This is a genomic window from Variovorax atrisoli 110B (assembly GCF_000382045.1).
In the GTDB taxonomy this organism is placed as follows: Bacteria; Pseudomonadota; Gammaproteobacteria; order Burkholderiales; family Burkholderiaceae_C; genus Variovorax; species Variovorax atrisoli.
On record NZ_KB907455.1, the window covers coordinates 59,549 to 79,476 of the forward strand.

18 protein-coding genes are annotated in these 19,928 nt (G+C 69.0%); 9 read left to right on the top strand and 9 right to left on the bottom strand.

The annotated features are described in order from the left end of the window. The first annotated feature begins 179 nt into the window (after positions 1 to 179). From G369_RS0118135 to G369_RS0118160, 6 genes are all read left to right on the top strand, one after another. On the top strand, positions 180 to 1,070 hold the full coding sequence (locus tag G369_RS0118135; protein WP_019655441.1) for an IclR family transcriptional regulator: 891 nt from the start codon (positions 180 to 182) through the stop codon (positions 1,068 to 1,070). A 14-nt stretch (positions 1,071 to 1,084) separates the two neighbouring features. Further along, positions 1,085 to 1,504, top strand: coding sequence for an MAPEG family protein (locus G369_RS0118140; protein WP_019655442.1), 420 nt, complete (start codon positions 1,085 to 1,087; stop codon positions 1,502 to 1,504). A gap of 148 nt (positions 1,505 to 1,652) precedes the next feature. After that, a complete protein-coding gene (gene amaB, locus G369_RS0118145; RefSeq protein ID WP_019655443.1) occupies positions 1,653 to 3,191 on the top strand; it encodes an L-piperidine-6-carboxylate dehydrogenase in 1,539 nt (512 codons plus the stop codon). Between the two features lie 167 nt (positions 3,192 to 3,358). Beyond that, complete coding sequence (locus G369_RS0118150) at positions 3,359 to 4,273, top strand: transporter substrate-binding domain-containing protein (protein ID WP_019655444.1); 915 nt, start codon at positions 3,359 to 3,361, stop codon at positions 4,271 to 4,273. Then, on the top strand, positions 4,270 to 5,499 hold the full coding sequence (locus tag G369_RS0118155; protein WP_019655445.1) for a pyridoxal phosphate-dependent aminotransferase: 1,230 nt from the start codon (positions 4,270 to 4,272) through the stop codon (positions 5,497 to 5,499). Before G369_RS0118150 ends, G369_RS0118155 begins: the two co-directional genes overlap by 4 nt. A 157-nt stretch (positions 5,500 to 5,656) precedes the next feature. Further along, on the top strand, positions 5,657 to 7,330 hold the full coding sequence (locus G369_RS0118160; RefSeq protein WP_019655446.1) for a thiamine pyrophosphate-binding protein: 1,674 nt from the start codon (positions 5,657 to 5,659) through the stop codon (positions 7,328 to 7,330). Positions 7,331 to 7,639: 309 nt separating this feature from the next. Here G369_RS0118160 and G369_RS0118165 read toward each other — a convergent pair whose 3' ends face one another. Further along, a complete protein-coding gene (locus G369_RS0118165) occupies positions 7,640 to 7,945 on the bottom strand; it encodes a hypothetical protein (protein WP_019655447.1) in 306 nt (101 codons plus the stop codon). 23 nt (positions 7,946 to 7,968) lie between these two features. Continuing rightward, positions 7,969 to 9,207, bottom strand: a complete 1,239-nt coding sequence (locus G369_RS0118170) for an ammonium transporter (RefSeq protein ID WP_038115230.1) — start codon at positions 9,205 to 9,207, stop codon at positions 7,969 to 7,971. Between the two features lie 373 nt (positions 9,208 to 9,580). Between G369_RS0118170 and G369_RS0118175 the strand changes: the two genes are divergently transcribed. Further along, entirely contained in the window at positions 9,581 to 10,339 is a 759-nt protein-coding gene (locus G369_RS0118175) for a sulfite exporter TauE/SafE family protein (RefSeq protein ID WP_019655449.1), read from the top strand. A gap of 20 nt (positions 10,340 to 10,359) precedes the next feature. Beyond that, positions 10,360 to 11,730 (top strand): chromate efflux transporter, encoded by a 1,371-nt coding sequence (chrA, locus tag G369_RS0118180; RefSeq protein ID WP_019655450.1) that lies wholly within the window; start codon positions 10,360 to 10,362, stop codon positions 11,728 to 11,730. 197 nt (positions 11,731 to 11,927) lie between these two features. Here the strand turns inward: chrA and G369_RS0118185 are convergent, their stop codons facing one another. The 5 genes from G369_RS0118185 to G369_RS0118205 form a co-directional block, all read right to left on the bottom strand. Then, the gene (locus G369_RS0118185; RefSeq protein WP_020723151.1) at positions 11,928 to 13,439 is read right to left on the bottom strand and encodes a tripartite tricarboxylate transporter permease; all 1,512 of its coding nucleotides are present in this window, start codon (positions 13,437 to 13,439) and stop codon (positions 11,928 to 11,930) included. 17 nt (positions 13,440 to 13,456) lie between these two features. Continuing rightward, positions 13,457 to 13,945 carry a tripartite tricarboxylate transporter TctB family protein gene (locus tag G369_RS0118190; protein WP_019655452.1) on the bottom strand — a complete coding sequence of 163 codons (489 nt, stop codon included), beginning with the start codon at positions 13,943 to 13,945 and terminating at the stop codon, positions 13,457 to 13,459. A gap of 204 nt (positions 13,946 to 14,149) precedes the next feature. Then, the gene (rbp, locus tag G369_RS0118195; RefSeq protein WP_019655453.1) at positions 14,150 to 14,599 is read right to left on the bottom strand and encodes an RNA-binding regulator; all 450 of its coding nucleotides are present in this window, start codon (positions 14,597 to 14,599) and stop codon (positions 14,150 to 14,152) included. 191 nt (positions 14,600 to 14,790) lie between these two features. Beyond that, positions 14,791 to 15,027, bottom strand: coding sequence for a DUF3820 family protein (locus G369_RS37675; protein ID WP_019655454.1), 237 nt, complete (start codon positions 15,025 to 15,027; stop codon positions 14,791 to 14,793). 7 nt (positions 15,028 to 15,034) lie between these two features. Then, positions 15,035 to 15,430, bottom strand: coding sequence for a translation initiation factor Sui1 (locus G369_RS0118205; protein ID WP_019655455.1), 396 nt, complete (start codon positions 15,428 to 15,430; stop codon positions 15,035 to 15,037). 75 nt (positions 15,431 to 15,505) lie between these two features. Here G369_RS0118205 and G369_RS0118210 point away from each other — a divergent pair, with 75 nt between their 5' ends. Then, positions 15,506 to 16,792 carry a DEAD/DEAH box helicase gene (locus G369_RS0118210; protein WP_019655456.1) on the top strand — a complete coding sequence of 429 codons (1,287 nt, stop codon included), beginning with the start codon at positions 15,506 to 15,508 and terminating at the stop codon, positions 16,790 to 16,792. Here the strand turns inward: G369_RS0118210 and G369_RS0118215 are convergent. After that, complete coding sequence (locus G369_RS0118215; RefSeq protein WP_244164347.1) at positions 16,778 to 18,205, bottom strand: dipeptidase; 1,428 nt, start codon at positions 18,203 to 18,205, stop codon at positions 16,778 to 16,780. The two genes, G369_RS0118210 and G369_RS0118215, sit on opposite strands and share 15 nt — an antisense overlap. Positions 18,206 to 18,225: 20 nt before the next feature. Further along, on the bottom strand, positions 18,226 to 19,917 hold the full coding sequence (locus G369_RS0118220; protein ID WP_019655458.1) for a carboxylesterase/lipase family protein: 1,692 nt from the start codon (positions 19,915 to 19,917) through the stop codon (positions 18,226 to 18,228). Between the last annotated feature and the right edge of the window lie 11 nt (positions 19,918 to 19,928).

The following is a 19,928-nucleotide window of genomic DNA, read 5'->3' on the forward strand; positions in this document are numbered from 1 at the left end:
GGCACCTTGCTTCGACTTGGTGCGGGCCATGGACAGCTTGCTGTCCTTAATTCACTCTATTGCAACGATTGCGCCAGATCGCCTCGGGTATTCCATTAATCAGAATCTTTCTTCAATTTATTCCGTTCAATGGAATATCATGGCTTCGATCGATGAATCGAATTCCGCAGGAGGAAGGTATGGAGAGCTCTTCGGCGAACACCCCGGCCGGTGCAGGGGCGGCAGCGGCGGCCAGCGGGGGCGTGCCGCGCGTCTTTTCGGTGATCCGCGCACTCGGCGCGGTGCAGGCCGAGGGCGGCCGCGTGACCCAGATCGCACGTTCCGTGGGCCTCACGCAGGCCACCACGCACCGGCTGCTGCAGTCGCTCATGGCCGAAGGCATGGTCGAGCAGGACGAGCGCAGCAAGCTCTACCGCCTGAGCATCGATTTCTTCGCGCTCGCCGCCAGCGCAGGCAATCCCGGCGACCTGCGCTCCATCTGCCGGCCCGTGCTGCTGCGCCTGTGCGCGAGCCTCGGCGACAGCATCTTCCTTCTTGCGCGCAGCGGCTTCGACGCCGTGTGCCTCGACAGGAGCGAAGGGCCCTTTCCCATCCGCTCCTTCACCGGCGATATCGGCGGGCGCATCGCGCTGGGCGTGGGGCAGGGCGCGCTGGCGATCCTGGCCTTCCTGCCCGAGGCCGAGCGCGAGGAGGTGATCCGCTTCAACCTTTCGCGGGTGCGCGAGTACGGCGTGTACGACGAGGTCTACCTGCGCACCGAGATCGAGCGCGTGCGCCAGGCGGGCTACGCAGGCCGCAACACCGGCCTGCTCGAAGGCATGGCCGGCGTGGCCGTGCCCATCCTCGACCGCGAAGGCCGCGCGGTGGCCGCGCTGAGCGTGGGCACCATCGCCGACCGGCTCAACGCCGACCGCATGCCGACCGTGGTCGAGCTGCTGAAACGCGAGGCGGCGGCGATCGGGCCGAGGATCAATCCCTTCGATGCGACCCTGAGGCGGCCGGCGCAGAGCCTGGCGAGCTCGCCGGCGGGGCAGAAGATTCCGCTGCCCGAGGCCTCGCGGCCGGACTGAGCAGGGAGGCGACCATGAACAACCCCTCGATCCTCTACCCCGTCTTCGCCCTCGCGGCCCTCACCGGCATGGTGCTGCTGCTGATCCCCTTCACGCGCGTGCGTGCCTTGCTGCGCCGCGAAGTCCGCACGGCCGACTTCAGGCTGGGCGAGTCGGCGGCGGTGCCGGACGCGGTGCGCATCCCCAACCGCAACTACATGAACCTGCTGGAGCTGCCGGTGCTGTTCTATGTGGTGTGCCTGCTCTTCTACGTGGCGGTGCAGCCGACGCCCGCGGCGGTGTGGCTGGCCTGGGCCTACGTGGGGCTGCGGGCGGCGCACACCGCGGTGCACCTGACCTACAACCACGTGCTGCACCGGCTGGGCGTGTTCGCGGCGAGCAACGTGGTGCTGGTGGCGCTGTGGGTCCTGGCGGCAGCCAGGTTGGTGCGCTAGGCGCACGTCAAAAGGCTGAGGTCCTTCCTGAAACGCACCAGATCCTTCGATATTTTCATTTGGCGATCGGGTTCGATTCGCTGATATTGGGCGGACTAGGCCTCTCGCCGCCTTCCCGTCTTTCCCTTCATCTGTCCCCGGAGCGCTCATGTCCGAAGCCCAAACCTCCCTTCCCGTCGCCACCGAAGTCGCGCAGCTGCTGCAACGCCTGGGCGTGCCCCGCTCGGCCCACACCGGCGGCGAGCTGACGGTGCGTTCGCCCGTCAGCGGCGAGGTGGTGGCGCAGGTGCCGCAGACCTCGCCGGCCGAGGCCACGGCAGTCATCGGCCGCGCGCACGAGGCCTTCAAGGCCTGGCGCAACGTGCCGGCGCCGCGCCGCGGCGAGCTGGTGCGCCTGCTGGGCGAGGAACTGCGCGCCGCCAAGGCCGACCTGGGCCGCCTCGTCACGCTGGAGGCCGGCAAGATTCCGTCCGAAGGCGCAGGCGAGGTGCAGGAGATGATCGACATCTGCGACTTCGCGGTCGGACTCTCGCGCCAGATCTACGGCCTCACGCTGGCCACCGAGCGTGCCGAGCACCGCATGATGGAAACCTGGCATCCGCTGGGCGTGTGCGGCGTGATCTCGGCCTTCAACTTCCCGGTGGCCGTGTGGTCGTGGAACGCGGCGCTGGCGCTGGTGTGCGGCGACCCGGTGGTGTGGAAGCCCTCCGAGAAGACGCCGCTGACCGCGCTGGCCGTGCATGCCATCGCGCAGCGCGCCCTCGAACGCTTCGGCGACGCGCCCGAAGGCCTGCTGGGCCTGCTGCTGGGCCAGCGCGACATCGGCGAGGTGCTGGTGGACGACCACCGCGTGCCCGTTCTGTCGGCCACCGGCTCGACCGCCATGGGCCGCCAGGTGGGCCCGAAGCTGGCCGCGCGCTTCGCACGTGCCATCCTCGAACTCGGCGGCAACAACGCCGCCATCGTCACGCCCTCGGCCGACCTCGACCTCGCGCTGCGCGGCATCGCCTTCGCCGCGATGGGCACGGCCGGCCAGCGCTGCACGACGCTGCGCCGCCTGTTCGTGCACGAGAGCGTGTACGACCAGCTGGTGCCCAAGCTCGCCAAGGTCTACGGCAACGTGCAGGTGGGCGATCCGCGCGCGGCCGGCACGCTGGTCGGTCCGCTGATCGACCGCGCGGCCTTCGACGGCATGCAGAAGGCGCTCTCCGAAAGTCGCGAGATCGGCGCCAAGGTGCACGGCGGCCAGCGCGTGGAGGGCATCGGCACGAGCGACGCCTACTACGTGCGCCCCGCGCTGGTGGAGCTGAAGTCGCACGAGGGCCCGGTGCTGCGCGAGACCTTCGCGCCCATCCTCTATGTGGTGCGCTACAGCTCGCTCGACGAGGCCATCGAGCAGCACAACGCGGTGGGCGCGGGCCTGTCGTCGTCGATCTTCACGCTGAACATGCGCGAGGCCGAGCGCTTCATGTCGAGCTCGGGCTCCGACTGCGGCATCGCCAACGTCAACATCGGCCCGAGCGGCGCCGAGATCGGCGGTGCCTTCGGCGGCGAGAAGGAGACCGGCGGCGGCCGCGAGGCGGGCTCCGACAGCTGGAAGGCGTACATGCGCCGCGCCACCAACACCATCAACTACTCGACCGCGCTGCCGCTCGCGCAGGGCGTGACCTTCGACATCGGGGACTGAGTCTCTCCCCAGGCTTCGCGCACTGCGTGTCGCTACGCCAACCCCCTCAGCGGGGGCGACATCGGCGGCCCGGCAAGGCCGGTTCCGCGATGTCCCGCGAAAGGGCCGTGCGAGGCCAGGACGGCCTTCGCCTCCCCGTCAAAAACAACCATCAGGAGACAGAGCACATGAATATCCCCTTCAGGACCATTGCAGCAGCCGGCCTGCTCGCGCTTTCGATCGGCGCCGCCGCGCAAACCGTGCAGACCGTGGCGGCCACCGGCGGCACGCTCGACAAGATCAAGTCCAGCGGCAAGGTGGTGCTCGGCGTGCGCGAGGCCTCGCCGCCCATGGCCTACATGCTGGGCGCGGGCGAGAAGTACGTGGGCTACCACGTCGAGCTGTGCGAGCGCGTGCTGAAGGAGATCGCGCCGCAGGCGAAGCTGGAGTACATGGCCGTGACCGCGCAGAACACCATCCCGCTGGTGCAGAACGGCACGCTCGACATCGGCTGCGGCCCCACCACCAACAATACCGCGCGCCAGCAGCAGGTGGCCTTCGCGCTCACCACCTACGTGAGCGAGGTGCGCATGGCCACCAGGGTCGACTCGGGCATCGCCAACCTCGACCAGCTCGCGGGCCGCAACGTGTCGGCCTCCACCGGCACCACGGCGGTGCAGTTGCTGCGCAAGCGCGAGCGCACGCAGAACGTCTCGTACAACACCATGCTCGGCAAGGACCACCTCGAGAGCTTCCTCCTGATGGAGTCGGGCCGCACCGATGCCTTCGTGCTCGACGACAACCTGCTGGCCGGGATCATCGCGAACTCGAAGAACCCCTCGGCCTACCGCATCGTGGGCGAGCCGCTGGGCTCGGAGCCGATCGCACTGCTCTTCCGCAAGGACGACCCGGCCTTCAAGTCGGCGGTGGACGATTCGCTGCGCCGCATGATGAAGAGCGGCGAGCTCGAGAAGATCTACACCAAGTGGTTCGTGGCGGCCATCCCGCCGAAGAACACCAGCCTGAACCTGCCGATGAGCGCGACGCTGAAGCAGCTCATCGCCGAACCCAACGACAAGCCGCTGGAGGCCTACGCCAAGTGACCGCCGCTACCGCCACTTCCATCGTCTTCGAGCCCGCACGGCGCGTGCGCGCCATCGGCGTCTCGGAGATCCTGCGCATCACCGACCACGCCAACGCGCTCAAGCGCGCCGGCCGCCCGGTGATCGTGCTGGGCGCGGGAGAGCCCGACTTCGACACGCCGCAGAACGTGCGCGACGCTGCCGTGCAAGCCATCGGCAGAGGCGACACGCGCTACACCGTGCTCGACGGCAGCCCGGCGATGAAGGCGGCGGTGCAGCTCAAGTTCAGGCGCGACAACGCGCTGGACTTCGCGCTCGACGAGATCAGCGTGAGCGCAGGCGCCAAGCAGGTGATCTTCAACGCGCTGATGGCCAGCCTGGACCCAGGCGACGAAGTCATCCTGCCCGCGCCGTACTGGACCTCGTACGCCGACATCGTGCAGATCTGCGGCGGCGTGCCGGTGCCCGTGGCCGGCACCGAGGCCAACGGCTTCCGGCTCGATGCCGCGCAGCTCGAAGCGGCCATCACGCCGCGCACGCGTTGGTTGTTCCTGAACTCGCCGTCGAACCCGAGCGGTGCCGCCTACAGCGCGGACCAGCTGAAACCGCTGTGCGAGGTGCTGCTGCGCCATCCGCAGGTCTGGGTGCTGGCGGACGACATCTACGAACACATCCTCTACGACGGACTGGCCTTCGCCACGCCGGCGGCGGCGGAGCCGCGCCTGCGCGAACGCACGCTGACGGTGAACGGCGTGTCCAAGGCCTATGCGATGACCGGCTGGCGCGTGGGCTACGGCGCCGGTCCGCGAGCGCTGATCGCGGCGATGGCCGTGGTGCAGAGCCAGACCACGTCATGCCCCTCGTCGGTCAGCCAGGCAGCCGCCATCGAGGCGCTGACCGGTCCGCAGGACATCGTGGCCGAGCGCTGCGCCGACTTCCAGGCGCGGCGCGACTTCGTGGTCGCCGCGCTGAATCGCGCGCCGGGCCTGCGCTGCCGCGTGCCCGAGGGCGCGTTCTACACATTCGCGAGCTGCGCCGGCGTGCTCGGCCGGCACACCCGCGGCGGCATGCTGCTGCGCAGCGACAGCGACTTCTGCCGCTACCTGCTGCAGGACTTCGAGGTCGCGGTGGTGCCGGGCAGCGTGTTCGGGCTGGCGCCGTATTTCCGCATCTCGTACGCGACCTCGATGGCGCAGCTGCGGGAGGCCTGCGAGCGCATCCAGGCTGCCTGCGAGGCGCTGGAATGACTCCGCTTTTCTCCCTCCCCTTCCGGGGGCGGGTTGGGGTGGGGGCAGGCGGCGCATTCGTTGCCGCCGGTCCGTCCGGCGCCGCTTGCCCCCATCCCCGCCTTCCCCCAGAGGAGGAAGGAGCAATACCGAACACCTTCAGACCATTGGATACAGCATGACTTCAACACCCCGCACCGGCGGCCAGATCCTGGTCGACCAGCTCGTCACCCACGGCGTCGAGCAGCTCTTCTGCGTGCCCGGCGAAAGCTTTCTCGCCGTGCTCGACGCGCTGCACGACGCCTCCATCGAAGTGACCGTGTGCCGCCAGGAAGGCGGCGCGACGATGATGGCCGAGGCGCAGGGCAAGCTCACCGGCAGGCCGGGCGTGTGCTTCGTCACGCGCGGGCCGGGCGCCACCAATGCGTCGGCCGGGGTGCATATCGCGCACCAGGATTCGACGCCGCTGCTGCTCTTCGTCGGCCAGGTCGCGCGCGACGCGCTGGGCCGCGAGGCCTTCCAGGAGCTGGACTACGGCGCGGTGTTCGGCACCATGGCCAAGTGGGTGGTGCAAATCGACGACCCTGCGCGCGTGCCCGAGCTGGTTTCGCGCGCCTTCCATGTCGCCACCTCGGGCCGGCCCGGCCCGGTGGTGATCGCGCTGCCGGAAGACATGCTGACCGAGGCCGCGACGGTGGCCGACGCGCAGCCGTACGCCGTCACCGAGACCCATCCCGGCGCGGCGCAGCTTGCCGAGCTGCAGCAGCGGCTGTCGCAGGCGCAGCGGCCGGTGGTCGTCCTGGGCGGCAGCCGCTGGTCGGAGAAGGCGTCGCGCCAGTTCGCGGATTTCGCGGCGGCGTTCTCGCTGCCCGTTTATTGCTCGTTCCGCCGGCAGATGCTGATGTCGGCCGATCACCCCTGCTATGCGGGCGACCTCGGCCTGGGCGTCAACCCCAGGATGCTGGAGCGCATCCGCAATGCCGACCTGATCCTGCTGGTCGGCGGGCGTCTGTCGGAGGTGCCCTCGCAGGGCTACGAGCTGCTGTCCATCCCGCAGCCGAAGCAGGCGCTGGTGCACGTGCATGCCGATGCCGACGAACTGGGCAGGCTGTATCGCCCGGCGCTGGGCATCCACGCCACGCCGCAGGCCTTCGCCGAGGCCGTTTCCACGCTGCGCCCCGCACAGGTGCCGGCCTGGCAGGCGGAGACGAAGGCCGCACGCGAAGACTTCCTGCGCTGGAGCGACCCGTCGCCGATCCGCATTCCGGGCCCGCTGCAGATGGGCGAGGTCATGAAGCACCTGCGCGAGGTGCTTCCGGCCGACACCATCTTCTGCAACGGCGCGGGCAACTTCGCCACCTGGGTGCACCGCTTCTGGCCGTTCCGCGCGTATGCCAGCCAGCTCGCGCCCACCAGCGGCTCGATGGGCTACGGCCTGCCGGCCGGCGTCGGCGCCAAGCGGCTGTGGCCGCAGCGCGAGGTGGTGGTGTTCGCCGGCGACGGCGACTTCATGATGCACGGCCAGGAATTCGCGACCGCCGTGCAGTACGGCCTGCCGATCATCGTGGTGCTGCTGGACAACGGCATGTACGGCACCATCCGCATGCACCAGGAAAGGCACTACCCGGGCCGCATCAGTGCCACCCAGCTGAAGAACCCCGACTTCCGCGGCTACGCCGAGGTGTTCGGCGGCCACGGCGAGCGCGTGGCCAGCACCGAAGAATTCGGCCCTGCGCTGGCCCGCGCACGCGCCAGCGGCAAGCCGTCGATCCTGCACTGCCTGCTGGACCCTGAGGCCATCACGCCGGGCAGCACGCTGCAGTCGATCCGCAAGGCCGCCCAGGCGGACTGAGCACTCCCCCAGGGCTGCGTGCACTTCGTGTCGCTTCGCCAACCCCCTCGCCGGGGGGGCGACACCTGCGGCCCGGCAAAGCCGGCTCCGCGGAGGCTAAGTTCTCCCCCAGGCTCTGCGCACTTCGTGTCGCTTCGCCAACCCCCTTAACAGGGGCGACACCTGCGGCCCGGCAAAGCCGGTTTTGCGGAGGCTAAGTTCTCCCCCAGGCTCTGCGCACTTCGTGTCGCTTCGCCAACCCCCTCGCCGGGGGCGACACCCGCGGCCCGGCAAAGCCGGTTCCGCGGTGTCCCGCGAACTGGCTGCGTATCAGCGCAGGCCGCCGACGTACCGGGGTGGGGGTGTGGGCGGCTGGCCGTCGGGCTGGCGTGCCGCCAGGCGTGCGGCGCGCGCCAGCGGCTCCATCGCCTGCTCCAGCCGGGTGGCGAGCAGGTAGAGCTCCTCGTCCTTGGTGTCGGCCGCGTGCGCGCGGGTCATGCGCACGATCTCGGCGGCGTACTCGGCATTGGTCGCCATCCATTCGGTGTCGGTCACGCGGCCGTGCTTTCGCCGCAGCGCCACGTGAAGGCGGGCGGCGAGGGCGATGCGTTCGCTTTCGGACATGGATGGCGACATGGCTTGTTTCCTCCGTCGGTGGGTCAACTGCTCCCGAGATGTTCCCTGTGCTGTGCAAGATCGAGGCCCAGCAGCTCGCTGTCGGCATCGACGCGCAGGCCGACGATGACGTGCACCAGGAACAGCACCACGGCCGTGCCCGTCGCACTGAAGATGGCCACGCTGCCGACCGCGATCGCCTGCGTGAGCACGTCGCCGGTGGCGCCGGAGACGCGCGGGTCGGCGAACACGCCGGTCAGCAGCGCCCCCACGATACCGCCGATGCCGTGCACGCCGAACACGTCGAGCGAGTCGTCCGCCCCCAGCAGGTGCTTCAGGCCGGTGGCGCCCCAATAGCAGGCCAGCCCCGCGATGGCGCCGATGGCCAGCGCGGCCGGCGGCGTGACGAAGCCGGCAGCGGGCGTGATGGCCACCAGCCCGGCCACGAGGCCCGAGCACAGGCCCAGCAGCGAGGGGCTGCGCCGCACGATCCATTCGCCGAGCATCCAGCTCATGGCGCCGGCAGCCGCCGCGATGTGCGTGACCAGCATCGCCAGCCCCGCGCGCCCGTCGGCCGCCACCGCCGAGCCGGCATTGAAGCCGAACCAGCCCACCCACAGCAGGCCCGCGCCGGTCATGGTGAAGGCCAGGTTGTAGGGCTCGAAGGCCTCGCGGCCGTAGCCCTTGCGCGAGCCGAGGGCGTAGGCGCACACCAGCCCCGCGATGCCGGCGTTGACGTGCACCACCGAGCCGCCCGCGAAGTCGAGCGCGCCCATCTGCGCGAGCCAGCCGCCCGGCTCCCACACCCAGTGGGCGATGGGCGCATACACCAGCACGCTCCACAGCAGCGCGAACCACAGGATCGCCGAGAAGCGCATGCGCTCGACGAAGGCGCCGAGCACCAGGGCCGTGGTGATGATCGCGAAGGTCAGCTGGAACATCGCGTAGACCGACTCGGGCACGTTGGGCGCCACGTGGCTCACAGCCAGCTGGCCGGCCTCCTTCAGGTAGTCGAAGCCCGAGAACCAGAGGCGGCCGGCGCCCCCGATCCAGGGCCAGCCCTCGGTGAAGGCGAGCGAATAGCCCACCGCGAACCAGGTCAGCGAGACGGCGGCGGCGATCGCCACCACCGCCGCCATCGTGGCCAGCACGTTCTTGCGGCGCACCATGCCGGCATAGAAGAGGGCGATGCCGGGCAGCGTCATCAGCAGCACCAGCGCGGTCGAGGTCATCATCCATGCGGTGTCTGCCGCGTTGATCGAGGCTTGTGGTGCCAGGGCCATGGTCGCTTTCTTCTTCAAGTGGTGGACTCAGGCGCCCCGTGCACAAGTCGTGCCACTTTGTTAACTATCAGAAACACTTTGGTTTGCAGATCGGGCTTTATTGGTAAGGCAAAGCGGGTAATTCCCTATGCACTGAGGCGGTGCGTGCCCCTAAAGTCTGCGCACTCGCGAACGGGCCCTGCTCGTGTGCCGAGGGTCCGAGGAGACAAACCCCCCAAGCAACAATAAAAATTCTTCAAAGGCTCCGTACGAGATGCCTGTCCAACCTTGAAGGCGCCGCTGGTCGGCGCCTTTTTTATTTGCGCGGAGGCTTGGAGCATCGGCCTTCGCAGCTACTTTTTCGATAGCACCGGGGTGAGACAATCCAGGCCCTATGGAAATGCTGGTGGTCACGGGCGCCTCTGCGCTCGCGGGTTTCGTCGATTCGATCGTGGGTGGAGGCGGCCTGATCCTGGTGCCTGCGCTGTTCGCCGTCTTCCCGGGTGCACCGCCGGCGACCCTTCTGGGCACCAACAAGAGTGCTTCCATCTGGGGCACGGCCGCCGCCGCGGCCCAGTTCAGCCAGCGGGTGCAGATGCGCTGGGGCGCGCTGTGGCCGGCCGCGCTGCTCGGTTTCACCGGCTCGATGCTGGGCGCCTGGGGCGTCACCATGTTCCCCGGAGGCTTCCTGCGCAAGGCGCTGCCGCTCATCCTGCTGGGCGTGCTGCTCTACACGCTGGCGCGCAAGGACATGGGCCGCATGCACGCGCCACGCTTCACCGGCCGGGCCGAGACGCTGGCGGCCTGCACCATCGGGCTCACGATCGGGCTTTACGACGGCTTCTTCGGCCCGGGCGCGGGCAGCTTCCTGGTGTTCCTCTTCGTGCGCTGGATGGGCTACGACTTCCTCAACGCCTCGGCCTCGGCCAAGATCATCAACACCCTGACCAACGCTGCCGCGCTGATCCTGCTGGCGGCCAAGGGCCACGTCTGGTGGCACTACGGGCTGGTGATGGCGGTGGCCAACGTGGCCGGCAGCGTCCTGGGCACGCGGGTTGCGCTCAGGCATGGCGCGGGCTTCGTGCGGGTGGTGTTCATCGTGGTGGTGAGCGCGCTGATTCTGAAGACCGCCTACGACGCATTCCTTAAATAGCGCAACGAGAAAGTCGCCCGATGCCCTCTGCCCAAGATCCCGTCGAGCGGCCCGCTCCCGTCAGCTTCTGGCAGGCCTTCGCCTACTGGCTCAAGCTGGGCTTCATCAGCTTCGGCGGGCCGGCCGGGCAGATCGCCCTGATGCACCAGGAACTGGTGGAGCGCCGGCGCTGGATCTCGGAGAAGCGCTTTCTCCACGCCCTCAACTACTGCATGCTGCTGCCCGGCCCCGAGGCCCAGCAGCTGGCCACCTACATCGGCTGGCTCATGCACCGCACCTGGGGCGGCGTCGCGGCGGGGGTGCTGTTCGTGCTGCCCTCGCTCTTCATCCTGATCGCGCTCTCCTGGATCTACATGGCCTACGGGCAGGTGCCGGCGGTGGCGGGGCTGCTGTACGGCGTGAAGCCGGCGGTCACGGCCATCGTGCTGTTCGCGGCCTGGCGCATCGGCTCGCGGGTGCTGAAGAACGCCTGGCTCTGGGCGATCGCCGCGGCGGCGTTCGTGGCGATCTTCGCGCTGCAGCTGCCGTTTCCGCTGATCGTGCTTGCGGCGGCGGCCATCGGCTACTTCGGCAGCCGGGTGGCGCCGCAGCGCTTCGCGTCGGGCGGCGGCGGGCATGGTGCGGCAGGGGCGGCGGCCATCGGCCCGGCGCTCATCGACGACGACACGCCCACACCCGCGCACGCGCGCTTCGGCTGGGGCCGCTTCTGGCGCGTGCTGGGCGTGTTCCTCGTGCTGTGGCTGGGTGCCATGGGCGCGCTCGTCGCCCTGTACGGCTGGCAGGGCACGCTCACGCAGATGGGCTGGTTCTTCACCAAGGCAGCGCTCATGACCTTCGGCGGCGCCTACGCGGTGCTGCCCTACGTGTTCCAGGGCGCGGTCGACCACTACGGCTGGCTGGGCGCCACTCAGATGATCGACGGCCTCGCGCTCGGCGAGACCACGCCGGGGCCGCTGATCATGGTGGTGTCCTTCGTGGGCTTCGTCGGCGGCTGGAACCAGGCGCTCTCCGGCGGCGACTCGCTCTTCGCGGCAGGGGCCGTGGCGGCGACGGTGGTGTGCTTCTTCACCTTCCTGCCGTCGTTCCTCTTCATCCTGCTGGGCGGGCCCTTCATCGAGTCGACGCACGGCAACCTGAAGCTCACCGCGCCGCTCACGGCCATCACCGCGGCGGTGGTGGGCGTGATCGTCAACCTGGCGGTGTTCTTCGCCTGGCACGTGCTGTGGCCCAGGGGAGCCGGCGGGGGCTTCGACGCGGCATCGGCGGCGATCGGGCTGATCGCCGCCGTGGCGCTGTTCCGCTTCAAGGCCGGCGTGATCCCGGTGGTGCTCGCCTCGGCCCTGCTGGGGCTGGCGTGGCAGCTGTTGCTGCTGCCTTTGCTGCCCCACTGACCTTTCGTGGAACACCGCGGAACCGGCTTTGCCGGGCCGCAGGTGTTGCCCCCGGAAGGGGGGTGGCGCAGCGACACGAAGTGCGCGAAGCCTGGGGGCGAATCTGGTCTCCGCGGAACCGGCTTTGCCGGGCCGCAGGTGTTGCCCCCGGAAGGGGGGCGCAGCGACACGAAGTGCGCGAAGCCTTGGGGGCGAACTCAATCTTCCACGAAGGCTTCCTCGCGCTTGGCCTTGATCGCCGGCAGCAGCACGATGCCCAGCAGCAGCGCCGCGGCGATCAGGAGCCCCGCCGACAGCGGCCGCGTGACGAACACGCTCCACGCCCCGCGCGACAGCAAGAGCGCCCGGCGCAGGTTCTCTTCCATCATCGGCCCGAGGATGAAGCCCAGCAGCAGCGGTGCTGGCTCGGTGCGCAGCTTGATGAAGAGATAGCCGATGAAGCCGAAGGCGGCCACCATCCACACGTCGAAGGTGTTGTTGTTGGTCGAGTACACGCCGATCGCGCAGAACAGCACGATGGCCGGAAACAGGAACTTGTAGGGCACCGTCAGCAGCTTGATCCACATGCCGATCAGCGGCAGGTTCAGGATGATGAGCATCGCGTTGCCGATCCACATCGAGGCGATCAGGCCCCAGAAGAGCTCGGGGTTGCTGGTCATCACCTGCGGGCCCGGCTGGATGTTGTGGATGGTCATCGCGCCCACCATCAGCGCCATCACCGCGTTGGGCGGGATGCCCAGCGTCAGCAGCGGGATGAAGGAGGTCTGCGCGCCCGCGTTGTTGGCCGACTCCGGCGACGCCACGCCGCGGATGTTGCCCTTGCCGAAGGGCACTTCGCCGGGGCGCATGCGGATCTTCTTCTCCAGCGCATACGAGGCGAACGAGGCCAGCAGCGCGCCGCCGCCCGGCAGGATGCCCAGCGCCGAGCCCAGCGCGGTGCCGCGCAGCACGGCGGGGAGCATGCGCTTGAAGTCGTCCTTGGTGGGCCACAGGCCCTTGACCTTGTGCGTGAACACCTCGCGCTCGTCGTCCGGCTGCGAGAGGTTGCCGATGATTTCGCCGTAGCCGAACACGCCCATCGCGATGACGACGAAGCCGATGCCGTCGGTGAGCTCCGGAATGTCGAAGCTGTAGCGCGCCACGCCCGAGTTGACGTCGGTGCCCACGATGCCCATCAGCAGGCCCAGCACGATCATCGCCACCGCCTTCAGCAGCGAACCCGAGGCCAGCACCACCGCGCCGATCAGGCCCAGCACCATCAGCGAGAAGTATTCGGCCGGGCCGAACTTGAAGGCCAGCTCGGTCAGCGGCGGCGCGAAGGCGGCCAGGATCAGCGTGCCCACGCAGCCCGCGAAGAACGATCCCAGGCCGGCGGCGGCGAGCGCCGGGCCCGCGCGGCCCTGCCGGGCCATCTGGTAGCCGTCGATGCAGGTGACCACCGAGGACGATTCGCCCGGCAGGTTCACCAGGATGGCCGTGGTGGAGCCGCCGTACTGGGCGCCGTAGTAGATGCCGGCCAGCATGATCAGCGCCGACACCGGCGGCAGCGCGTAGGTGGCCGGCAGCAGCATCGCGATGGTCGCGACGGGCCCGATGCCCGGCAGCACGCCGATCAGCGTGCCCAGGATGCAGCCGATCAGGCAGTACAGCAGGTTGGTGAAGGTGAACGCGACGCCGAAGCCGGTCGCGAGGTTGTTGAAGAGTTCCATGGCGGCGTGCTCCTCGTTCAACCGGCGATGAAGGTGGGCCACACCTGGATCTGCAGCTTGAGCGCCCAGATGAACGCCACGTAGCTGCCGGCCGCCAGGATGGTCGCGAGGATCAGCACGTCGCGCAGCTTGAAGTGCTCGCCCGCCATGCTCGAGATGATGGTGAGCGCGTAGATCGCGATGATCATGCCCATGGCCGGCAGCCCGATGCTGGGCAGCCCGCCCAGCAGCACGCCGAAGGCCAGGTTCGCGCCGAGCACGAAGGCCAGCGGCTTCCAGGCCCACTTGCCGATCGGGTCGCCGTCGGTGGTCTCGACCACCATCGCCTGAAACATGATGATCGCGCCCAGCACCGCCAGCAGGATTCCCAGCATGAGCGGGAAGTAGCCCGGTCCCATGCGCGCGCCGTCGCCGATGGTGTAGGTGGTGGCGCCGATGGCGAAGGCGCCGCCCACGGCCGTGAACATGACTCCTGAGAAGAAGTCGGCCTGACTCTTGATGCGCATGTCTCGCTCCTCTTTGTTGGGGGAAACGAGGGTCGGGCTGCGCGCCTGACGGTGGGCTGACCGGTGCGGTACGAACAAGTGCGTACCGCGGGGCAAGGGTTCTCCCAGGGGCCCGGCCTTCGGGCAGGCGCGCCCGGAAACGAAAAAAGCTCCCGAAGGAGCTTTTTGGTTCAGGGGCCCGAAGGCCCCGGAAGGGGGAAGGGCTCAGTAGCCGCCGCGGCCGCCGCCGTAGCCGCCACCGCCGCTGCGGTCGCCGCCGCCGCCGTAGCCGCCGCGATCACCACGGTCGCCGCCGTAACCGCCGCCGCCGCTGCGGCCACCGCCGCCGTAGCCGCCGCCACCACCACCACCGTAGCCGCCACCACCGCCGCCGCCGCCGTAGCCGCCGGTGCGGGGAGGACGAGCTTCCATCGGACGGGCTTCGTTCACCGTCAGGGCGCGGCCCTGCAGGGGCTGGCCGTTCATGGCTTCGATGGCTGCCAGTGCTTCGGCATCCGTACCCATTTCGACGAAGCCGAAGCCCTTCGAACGGCCGGTGTCACGTTCCATCATGACCTTGGCGCTGACGATCGAGCCGAATTCGCCGAAGGCTTGCTCCAGATCGTTGTCGCGGATCGAGTAGGCGAGGTTGCCCACATAAAGTTTCTTGCCCATCAAGGGACTCCTGATTCAAACCAACAAAAAGACAAAAAGCGATGGAGTCCCAGAATCACAACAAACAAGAACTGCGCTGTGGCGCGAAACTGACCGATCACCGAATTACGTGCACGGGAGCCGCAAGGCCCGCTGACACGTAGCGAGCATTATCCGGCCCGAATTCGAAAAATATGTGGCGAAATTGCCCCTTATCGGGAAACTCCTCGTTCCGGCGGGCGGTTTCGCAACGGTTTCAGCAGTCCGGAAAGCCCGTTGTGGTCTATTTCATGCATCAGGGCGAGCAATCGGCCAATTTCGCCTGAGGGAAAACCCTCGCGTGCAAACCAGGTCAGGTAATTTCCGGGCAAATCGGCAATCAGCGTGCCCTTGTACTTGCCGAAGGGCATTTCGAGCGTCACCAGCCGCTGCAGGTCTTCGGGTTTCATGGGAGCCTCAGCCTCCGGCGCGCTTGACCGTGTGGCCCAGCTTCGCGAGCGCCGCAATCACGGTTTCGCGGTGGTCGCCCTGGATCTCGATCGTGCCGTCCTTCACCGTGCCACCCGTGCCGCAGGCGGTCTTGAGCTGCTTGCCCAGCGCCAGCAGCGCCGCCGCTTCGAGCGCCACGCCCTTGACGAGGGTCACGCCCTTGCCCTTTCGCCCCTTGGTCTCGTGCGACACGCGCACAATGCCGTCCGTGGCCGGCGCGCTGCGCGCCTTCTCGAGTTCCTTGCAGCGGCAACGCGCCACTGGCTCGCCGCAGCCGGGGCACATGCGTCCGCCGCCGTCGGTGGAATACACCAGGGTGCTGCCGCCGGACTGGCCGGCGCGCTGCTGTTTCATCGTCGACATCCGATACGCCTCTTCTCAATTTCCTTCTTTCGCCGGTTTCCCGTTCTTCGCCCGCCGCGCTCGCCCATCACACACATGCCATTCGATTCACTGGGCCTGGCCCCCGCGCTCGTGCAAGCTGCCGCCCGATGCGGCTTTTCGACGCCGACGCCCATCCAGGCCGCGGCCATTCCCTCGATTCTGCAAGGCCGCGACCTGCGGGGCTCGGCGCAGACCGGTTCCGGCAAGACCGCCGCATTTTCACTGCCGCTGCTGCAGCGCCTGGTTTCGCAGCAGCCGGAACGCCCCCAAGGCCCGCGCCGGGTGCGCGCGCTGGTGCTGGTGCCCACGCGCGAGCTCGCGGCCCAGGTGGGCGGCACCATGTACGAACTGGCCCAGGACCTGCCCGAGCGCCCGAAGATCGTCACCGTCTTCGGCGGCGTGTCGATCAACCCGCAGATGATGAACCTGCGCGGCGGCGCCGACATCGTCGTCGCCACGCCGGGCCGGCTGCTCGACCTGGTGGAGCACAACGCACTGCGGCTCGACGCCGTCGCCATGCTGGTGCTCGACGAGGCCGACCGCCTCTTCGACCTGGGCTTCGCCGAGGAACTCGGCCGCATCCTCGAACTGCTGCCGAAGCGGCGCCAGAACCTGTTCTTCTCCGCCACCTTCCCGCCGGCCATCGAGGCGCTGGCCGACCGCATGCTGCTCGAGCCGGCCATCGTCGACGTGCAGGGCGAGCCCGGCACCGCGCCCGACATCGTGCAGCGCGTGATCGAGGTCGACTCCGGCCGTCGCACCCAGCTGCTGCGCCACCTGCTCAAGCAGCACGAGCACGAGTGGGACCGCGTGCTGGTCTTCGTCGCCACGCAGCACGCGGCGCAGACCGTGGCCGAGAAGCTCTACCGCAACGGCATCTACGCCGTGCCCTTCCACGGCGACATCGCGCAGGGCACGCGCGGCGACATCCTCTCGCAGTTCAAGCAGAGCCGATGGGACGTGGTCGTCGCCACCGACCTCGCCGCGCGAGGCATCGACATCGCGCAGCTGCCGGTGGTCATCAACTACGACCTGCCGCGCTCGCCCACCGACTACATCCACCGCATCGGCCGCACCGGCCGCGCAGGCGAGAGCGGCCTGGCGATCAGCTTCGTGAGCGCGGCCACCGAGGCCCACTTCCGCTTGATCGAGAAGCGCAACGGCCTGAGGCTTGCGCGCGAGCGCGTCGAAGGCTTCGAACCGACGGAAACCGCGCCGCCGGTGGCCGATGCCTCGGGCACGGGCGGGATCAAGGGGAAGAGGCCGAGCAAGAAGGACAAGCTGCGGGCTGCTGCGGCTGCGACGGCGGCGGCAGCAGCGAAAACCTCAGGTGCCGACTGACCCGTCTGGTGCGGCATGGAACTCGGCAGGCGAATGCCTCGCCAGTTCCGCCAGCAGCAGTGTCCACGCGCGCGTGCCTTCGCGGATCGACTGCAGCCTGAAGAACTCGTTCGGCGCGTGCACGTCCTCGTCGGGCAGGTTGAAGCCGAACATCAGCGTGTCGATGCCCAACGTCTCTTTGAAAATCGACGTGACGGGCACGCTCGCGCCCAGCCGGACGTGGATGGGGCGCATGCCGGTCTCGCGTTCCAGCACCGCCTCGGCCGCGCGCACCAGCGGATGGCCGGGCGCGAGGGTCGATGCGGGGGAGCCGTCGTTGATGGCGACCACGTCGAGTGTGCAGCCGGTCGGGCAGTGTCGGCGCAGGTGGCTCAGCACCGAGCGGATGACCGCGCCTGCATCCTGCCCCGCGACCACGCGCGCGGTGAGTTTGGCCTGCGCCTCGCAGGGCACGATGGTCTTTCCGCCGCCGCCGGTGTAGCCGCCCCAGAGGCCGTTCACGTCGAGCGCGGGCCGCAAGGTGATGCGTTCGCGCGCGGTGTAGTCGGGTTCGCCGTGCGGGCTGCCGCCCACGTCGGAGAAGAATGCGGCCTCGTCGTACGGAAGCGCCGCAGTGTCGGCGCGCTGCCTGTCGGTGGGAGGCGACGCGCCGTCGTGGAAGCCATGCACCGCCACGCTCCCGTCCGCATCGTGCAGCGATGCGACCAGCCGCGCCATCTCGTGCAACGCGTTGCGCACGCCGCCGCCGTAGCGGCCCGAGTGCAGATCCTTGAGGGCGGTGCGCAGCCGAACTTCGAGCTGCGCGTTGCCGCGAGCGCCGGTGTTGATGGTGGGCACGCTGGCGCTTGCGCGGCCGCCGTCGGCGGAGAGCACCGCATCGGCCTGCAGCAGGTCGCGGTGCCGTGCGACGATGGTCCGCAGCGACGGGCTGCCGGTTTCTTCCTCGCCTTCGAGGAACACCTTGATGTTCACCGGGCAGCGGCCGTGCACTGACAGGAAGGCGGCGATGACCTCGAGCGCGATGGCGGTCGAGCCTTTCACGTCGGAGGTGCCCCTGCCGTAGAGCTTGCCGTCGATCTCGGTCGGCTCGAACGGCGGCGTGCGCCACTGCTCGAGCGGGTCGGCCGGCTGCACGTCATAGTGGCCGTAGACCATCAGCGTGGGGCGCCCCGGTGCGCCGTTCCATTCGCCGTACACGGCCGGTTCGCCGTCGCCGTCGAGCAGGCGCACGCCGGCGAGGCCCATGCGCCGCAGCCGCTCGACCAGGAAGCTTCGCGCCTCGTGCATGCCCTGGGTAAAGGCGGGGTCGGCGCTCACGCTCGGGATGCGCAGGAAGGCCTTGAGCCAGTCCACGATCTCGGCCTGGTGCGCTTCGAGGTGGTCGATGATCTGCTGTTGTTCGTCCATGGGCATGGCTCGGCTGCGTCCCTGCATCAGTACATCGGCGGGAACACGGCCGGTCCCCACAGCGTGTCGCACTTGTGCGTGTGCTCAAACGCATTGCTCGACACCTTGACCGCGGGGTAGCTGAAGTCGATCAGCGCCCGCTCGGCCGGCCCTGTGAAGCGCGGCCAGCGCGTGGGGATGTTGCGGCCGTCGCCGTTCGGATCGCCGGTCTTCGCGAAGTTGAGCAGGTAGCTGCGCATCTGCGTCGCGAGCGTCTTGCGCTGGGCGGTGGTCGCGGCATCCGGCGTGCTCGCACTGCCTGGATCGAAATACGGATAGCCGGCCAGCGCGTCGACGGTGCCGGTGAAGTAGTAGCTGTCCATGCCGTGGGCCGTGCCGTAGTAGAAGCCGGATGGGTTCGACGGGAACGACAGCTGCGGATCGGTGAATTCCCAGCCATACACAGGCACCCACGCCGACAGCGCGTCGCGGCGGGCGCTGTTTCCACAGGCGTACATCGCGTCGCCGATGGCCCGCGCGATGCCCTGCGCCGGCACCGCGTAGTTGCCGATCGGGTAGGCAGCCTCGATGGCCGTGGTGTCGTAGCCGGCAGGAGCGAGGCCGCGAAGGTACAGCGGGTAGTAGGCGGCGCTGAGCTTCGTGTCGACGAACAGCGTGCCCTCGTCGAACACGCCGCCGATCATCACCGGCACCTGATTGAAGTTGCCGCTCTCGAATGCGCGTGCGGGCACCTGCGTGATGACCTGCGCATCGACAGTCGGTCGCCACTTGAGCCCGCCCTGCGCGAGCAGCGCGGACACCGGAAGCGCGCGCAGGCAGGCCACCACGTCGGCCGCGCCCGAGCAGCCGAGGTTGGTCACCGCGGTGTCGCCCACCGCGAGGGACGCGTCCATGCTCGGGTTCGAATACTCGGCGGCACCCCCGCTCTGCATCACGGCACGCTGGAACAGCCCCTTGGCCTTGGGCGACTGCAGCAGCGAGAAGCTCTGGGTCGCGCCCGCCGAGGTGCCCCACAGCGTGACGTTGCCCGCGTCTCCACCGAAGGCCGCGATGTTCTTCTGCACCCAGCCCAGCGCGGCCAGTTGGTCCATCACCGCGAAGTTGCCGAGGCTGCCGTCCTTGTTGGCCGCGCGCAGCGCCTTGTTCGCCAGGTAGCCGAGCGCACCCAGCCGGTAGTTGAAGCTCACGACCACCACGCCCTGGCTAGCCAGCGGGCTCGGGCCCATCTCGCCGGACCCGAGCGTGAACGCGCCCCCGTGGATGTAGAACACTACCGGCAGCCGGGCGCCCGGCTGCGTGCCGGCAGGCTTCCATACGTTGATGTAGAGACAGTCCTCGGCGATCGCCGAAGAAACCGCGCCCGGCGCCTGTGGGCAGGCGTTGCCGAAGGCCCTGGCCTGCAGCGTAGCGTCGTGCGCGGCCGGCGGCTGCGGAGGTGCCCAGCGCAGCGCGCCCACCGGAGGCCGTGCATAGGGAATGCCGAGGAAGGACACCGTGTCCGCGTCCGCCGTGCCAGCTACCTTGCCTTCGGTCGTCACTGCGATCGTCGTGTCCTGCGCGGCAGGCGGCGTTGCCGGAGCTGGGCTCGCGGCAGGGGCTGGCGTCGGCGTCGGCACGATGCCGCCGAATGCCGCGCCGCCTCCACTGCCGCCACCGCCGCAGGCGGACAGCGACAGCGCGACCAGCAGTGCCAGGCAACGGGTTTTTCTCGTCTTCATGGAAGCACCTC

Excerpts from the sequence above, each read along its gene's own strand:
- G369_RS0118135 (WP_019655441.1), top strand. The coding sequence starts at position 180 with ATGGAGAGCTCTTCGGCGAACACCCCGGCCGGTGCAGGGGCGGCAGCG.
- G369_RS0118140 (WP_019655442.1), top strand. The coding sequence starts at position 1,085 with ATGAACAACCCCTCGATCCTCTACCCCGTCTTCGCCCTCGCGGCCCTC.
- amaB (WP_019655443.1), top strand. The coding sequence starts at position 1,653 with ATGTCCGAAGCCCAAACCTCCCTTCCCGTCGCCACCGAAGTCGCGCAG.
- G369_RS0118150 (WP_019655444.1), top strand. The coding sequence starts at position 3,359 with ATGAATATCCCCTTCAGGACCATTGCAGCAGCCGGCCTGCTCGCGCTT.
- G369_RS0118160 (WP_019655446.1), top strand. The coding sequence starts at position 5,657 with ATGACTTCAACACCCCGCACCGGCGGCCAGATCCTGGTCGACCAGCTC.
- G369_RS0118165 (WP_019655447.1), bottom strand. The coding sequence starts at position 7,945 with ATGTCGCCATCCATGTCCGAAAGCGAACGCATCGCCCTCGCCGCCCGC.
- G369_RS0118170 (WP_038115230.1), bottom strand. The coding sequence starts at position 9,207 with ATGGCCCTGGCACCACAAGCCTCGATCAACGCGGCAGACACCGCATGG.
- G369_RS0118175 (WP_019655449.1), top strand. The coding sequence starts at position 9,581 with ATGGAAATGCTGGTGGTCACGGGCGCCTCTGCGCTCGCGGGTTTCGTC.
- chrA (WP_019655450.1), top strand. The coding sequence starts at position 10,360 with ATGCCCTCTGCCCAAGATCCCGTCGAGCGGCCCGCTCCCGTCAGCTTC.
- G369_RS0118185 (WP_020723151.1), bottom strand. The coding sequence starts at position 13,439 with ATGGAACTCTTCAACAACCTCGCGACCGGCTTCGGCGTCGCGTTCACC.
- G369_RS0118190 (WP_019655452.1), bottom strand. The coding sequence starts at position 13,945 with ATGCGCATCAAGAGTCAGGCCGACTTCTTCTCAGGAGTCATGTTCACG.
- rbp (WP_019655453.1), bottom strand. The coding sequence starts at position 14,599 with ATGGGCAAGAAACTTTATGTGGGCAACCTCGCCTACTCGATCCGCGAC.
- G369_RS37675 (WP_019655454.1), bottom strand. The coding sequence starts at position 15,027 with ATGAAACCCGAAGACCTGCAGCGGCTGGTGACGCTCGAAATGCCCTTC.
- G369_RS0118205 (WP_019655455.1), bottom strand. The coding sequence starts at position 15,430 with ATGTCGACGATGAAACAGCAGCGCGCCGGCCAGTCCGGCGGCAGCACC.
- G369_RS0118210 (WP_019655456.1), top strand. The coding sequence starts at position 15,506 with ATGCCATTCGATTCACTGGGCCTGGCCCCCGCGCTCGTGCAAGCTGCC.
- G369_RS0118215 (WP_244164347.1), bottom strand. The coding sequence starts at position 18,205 with ATGCCCATGGACGAACAACAGCAGATCATCGACCACCTCGAAGCGCAC.
- G369_RS0118220 (WP_019655458.1), bottom strand. The coding sequence starts at position 19,917 with ATGAAGACGAGAAAAACCCGTTGCCTGGCACTGCTGGTCGCGCTGTCG.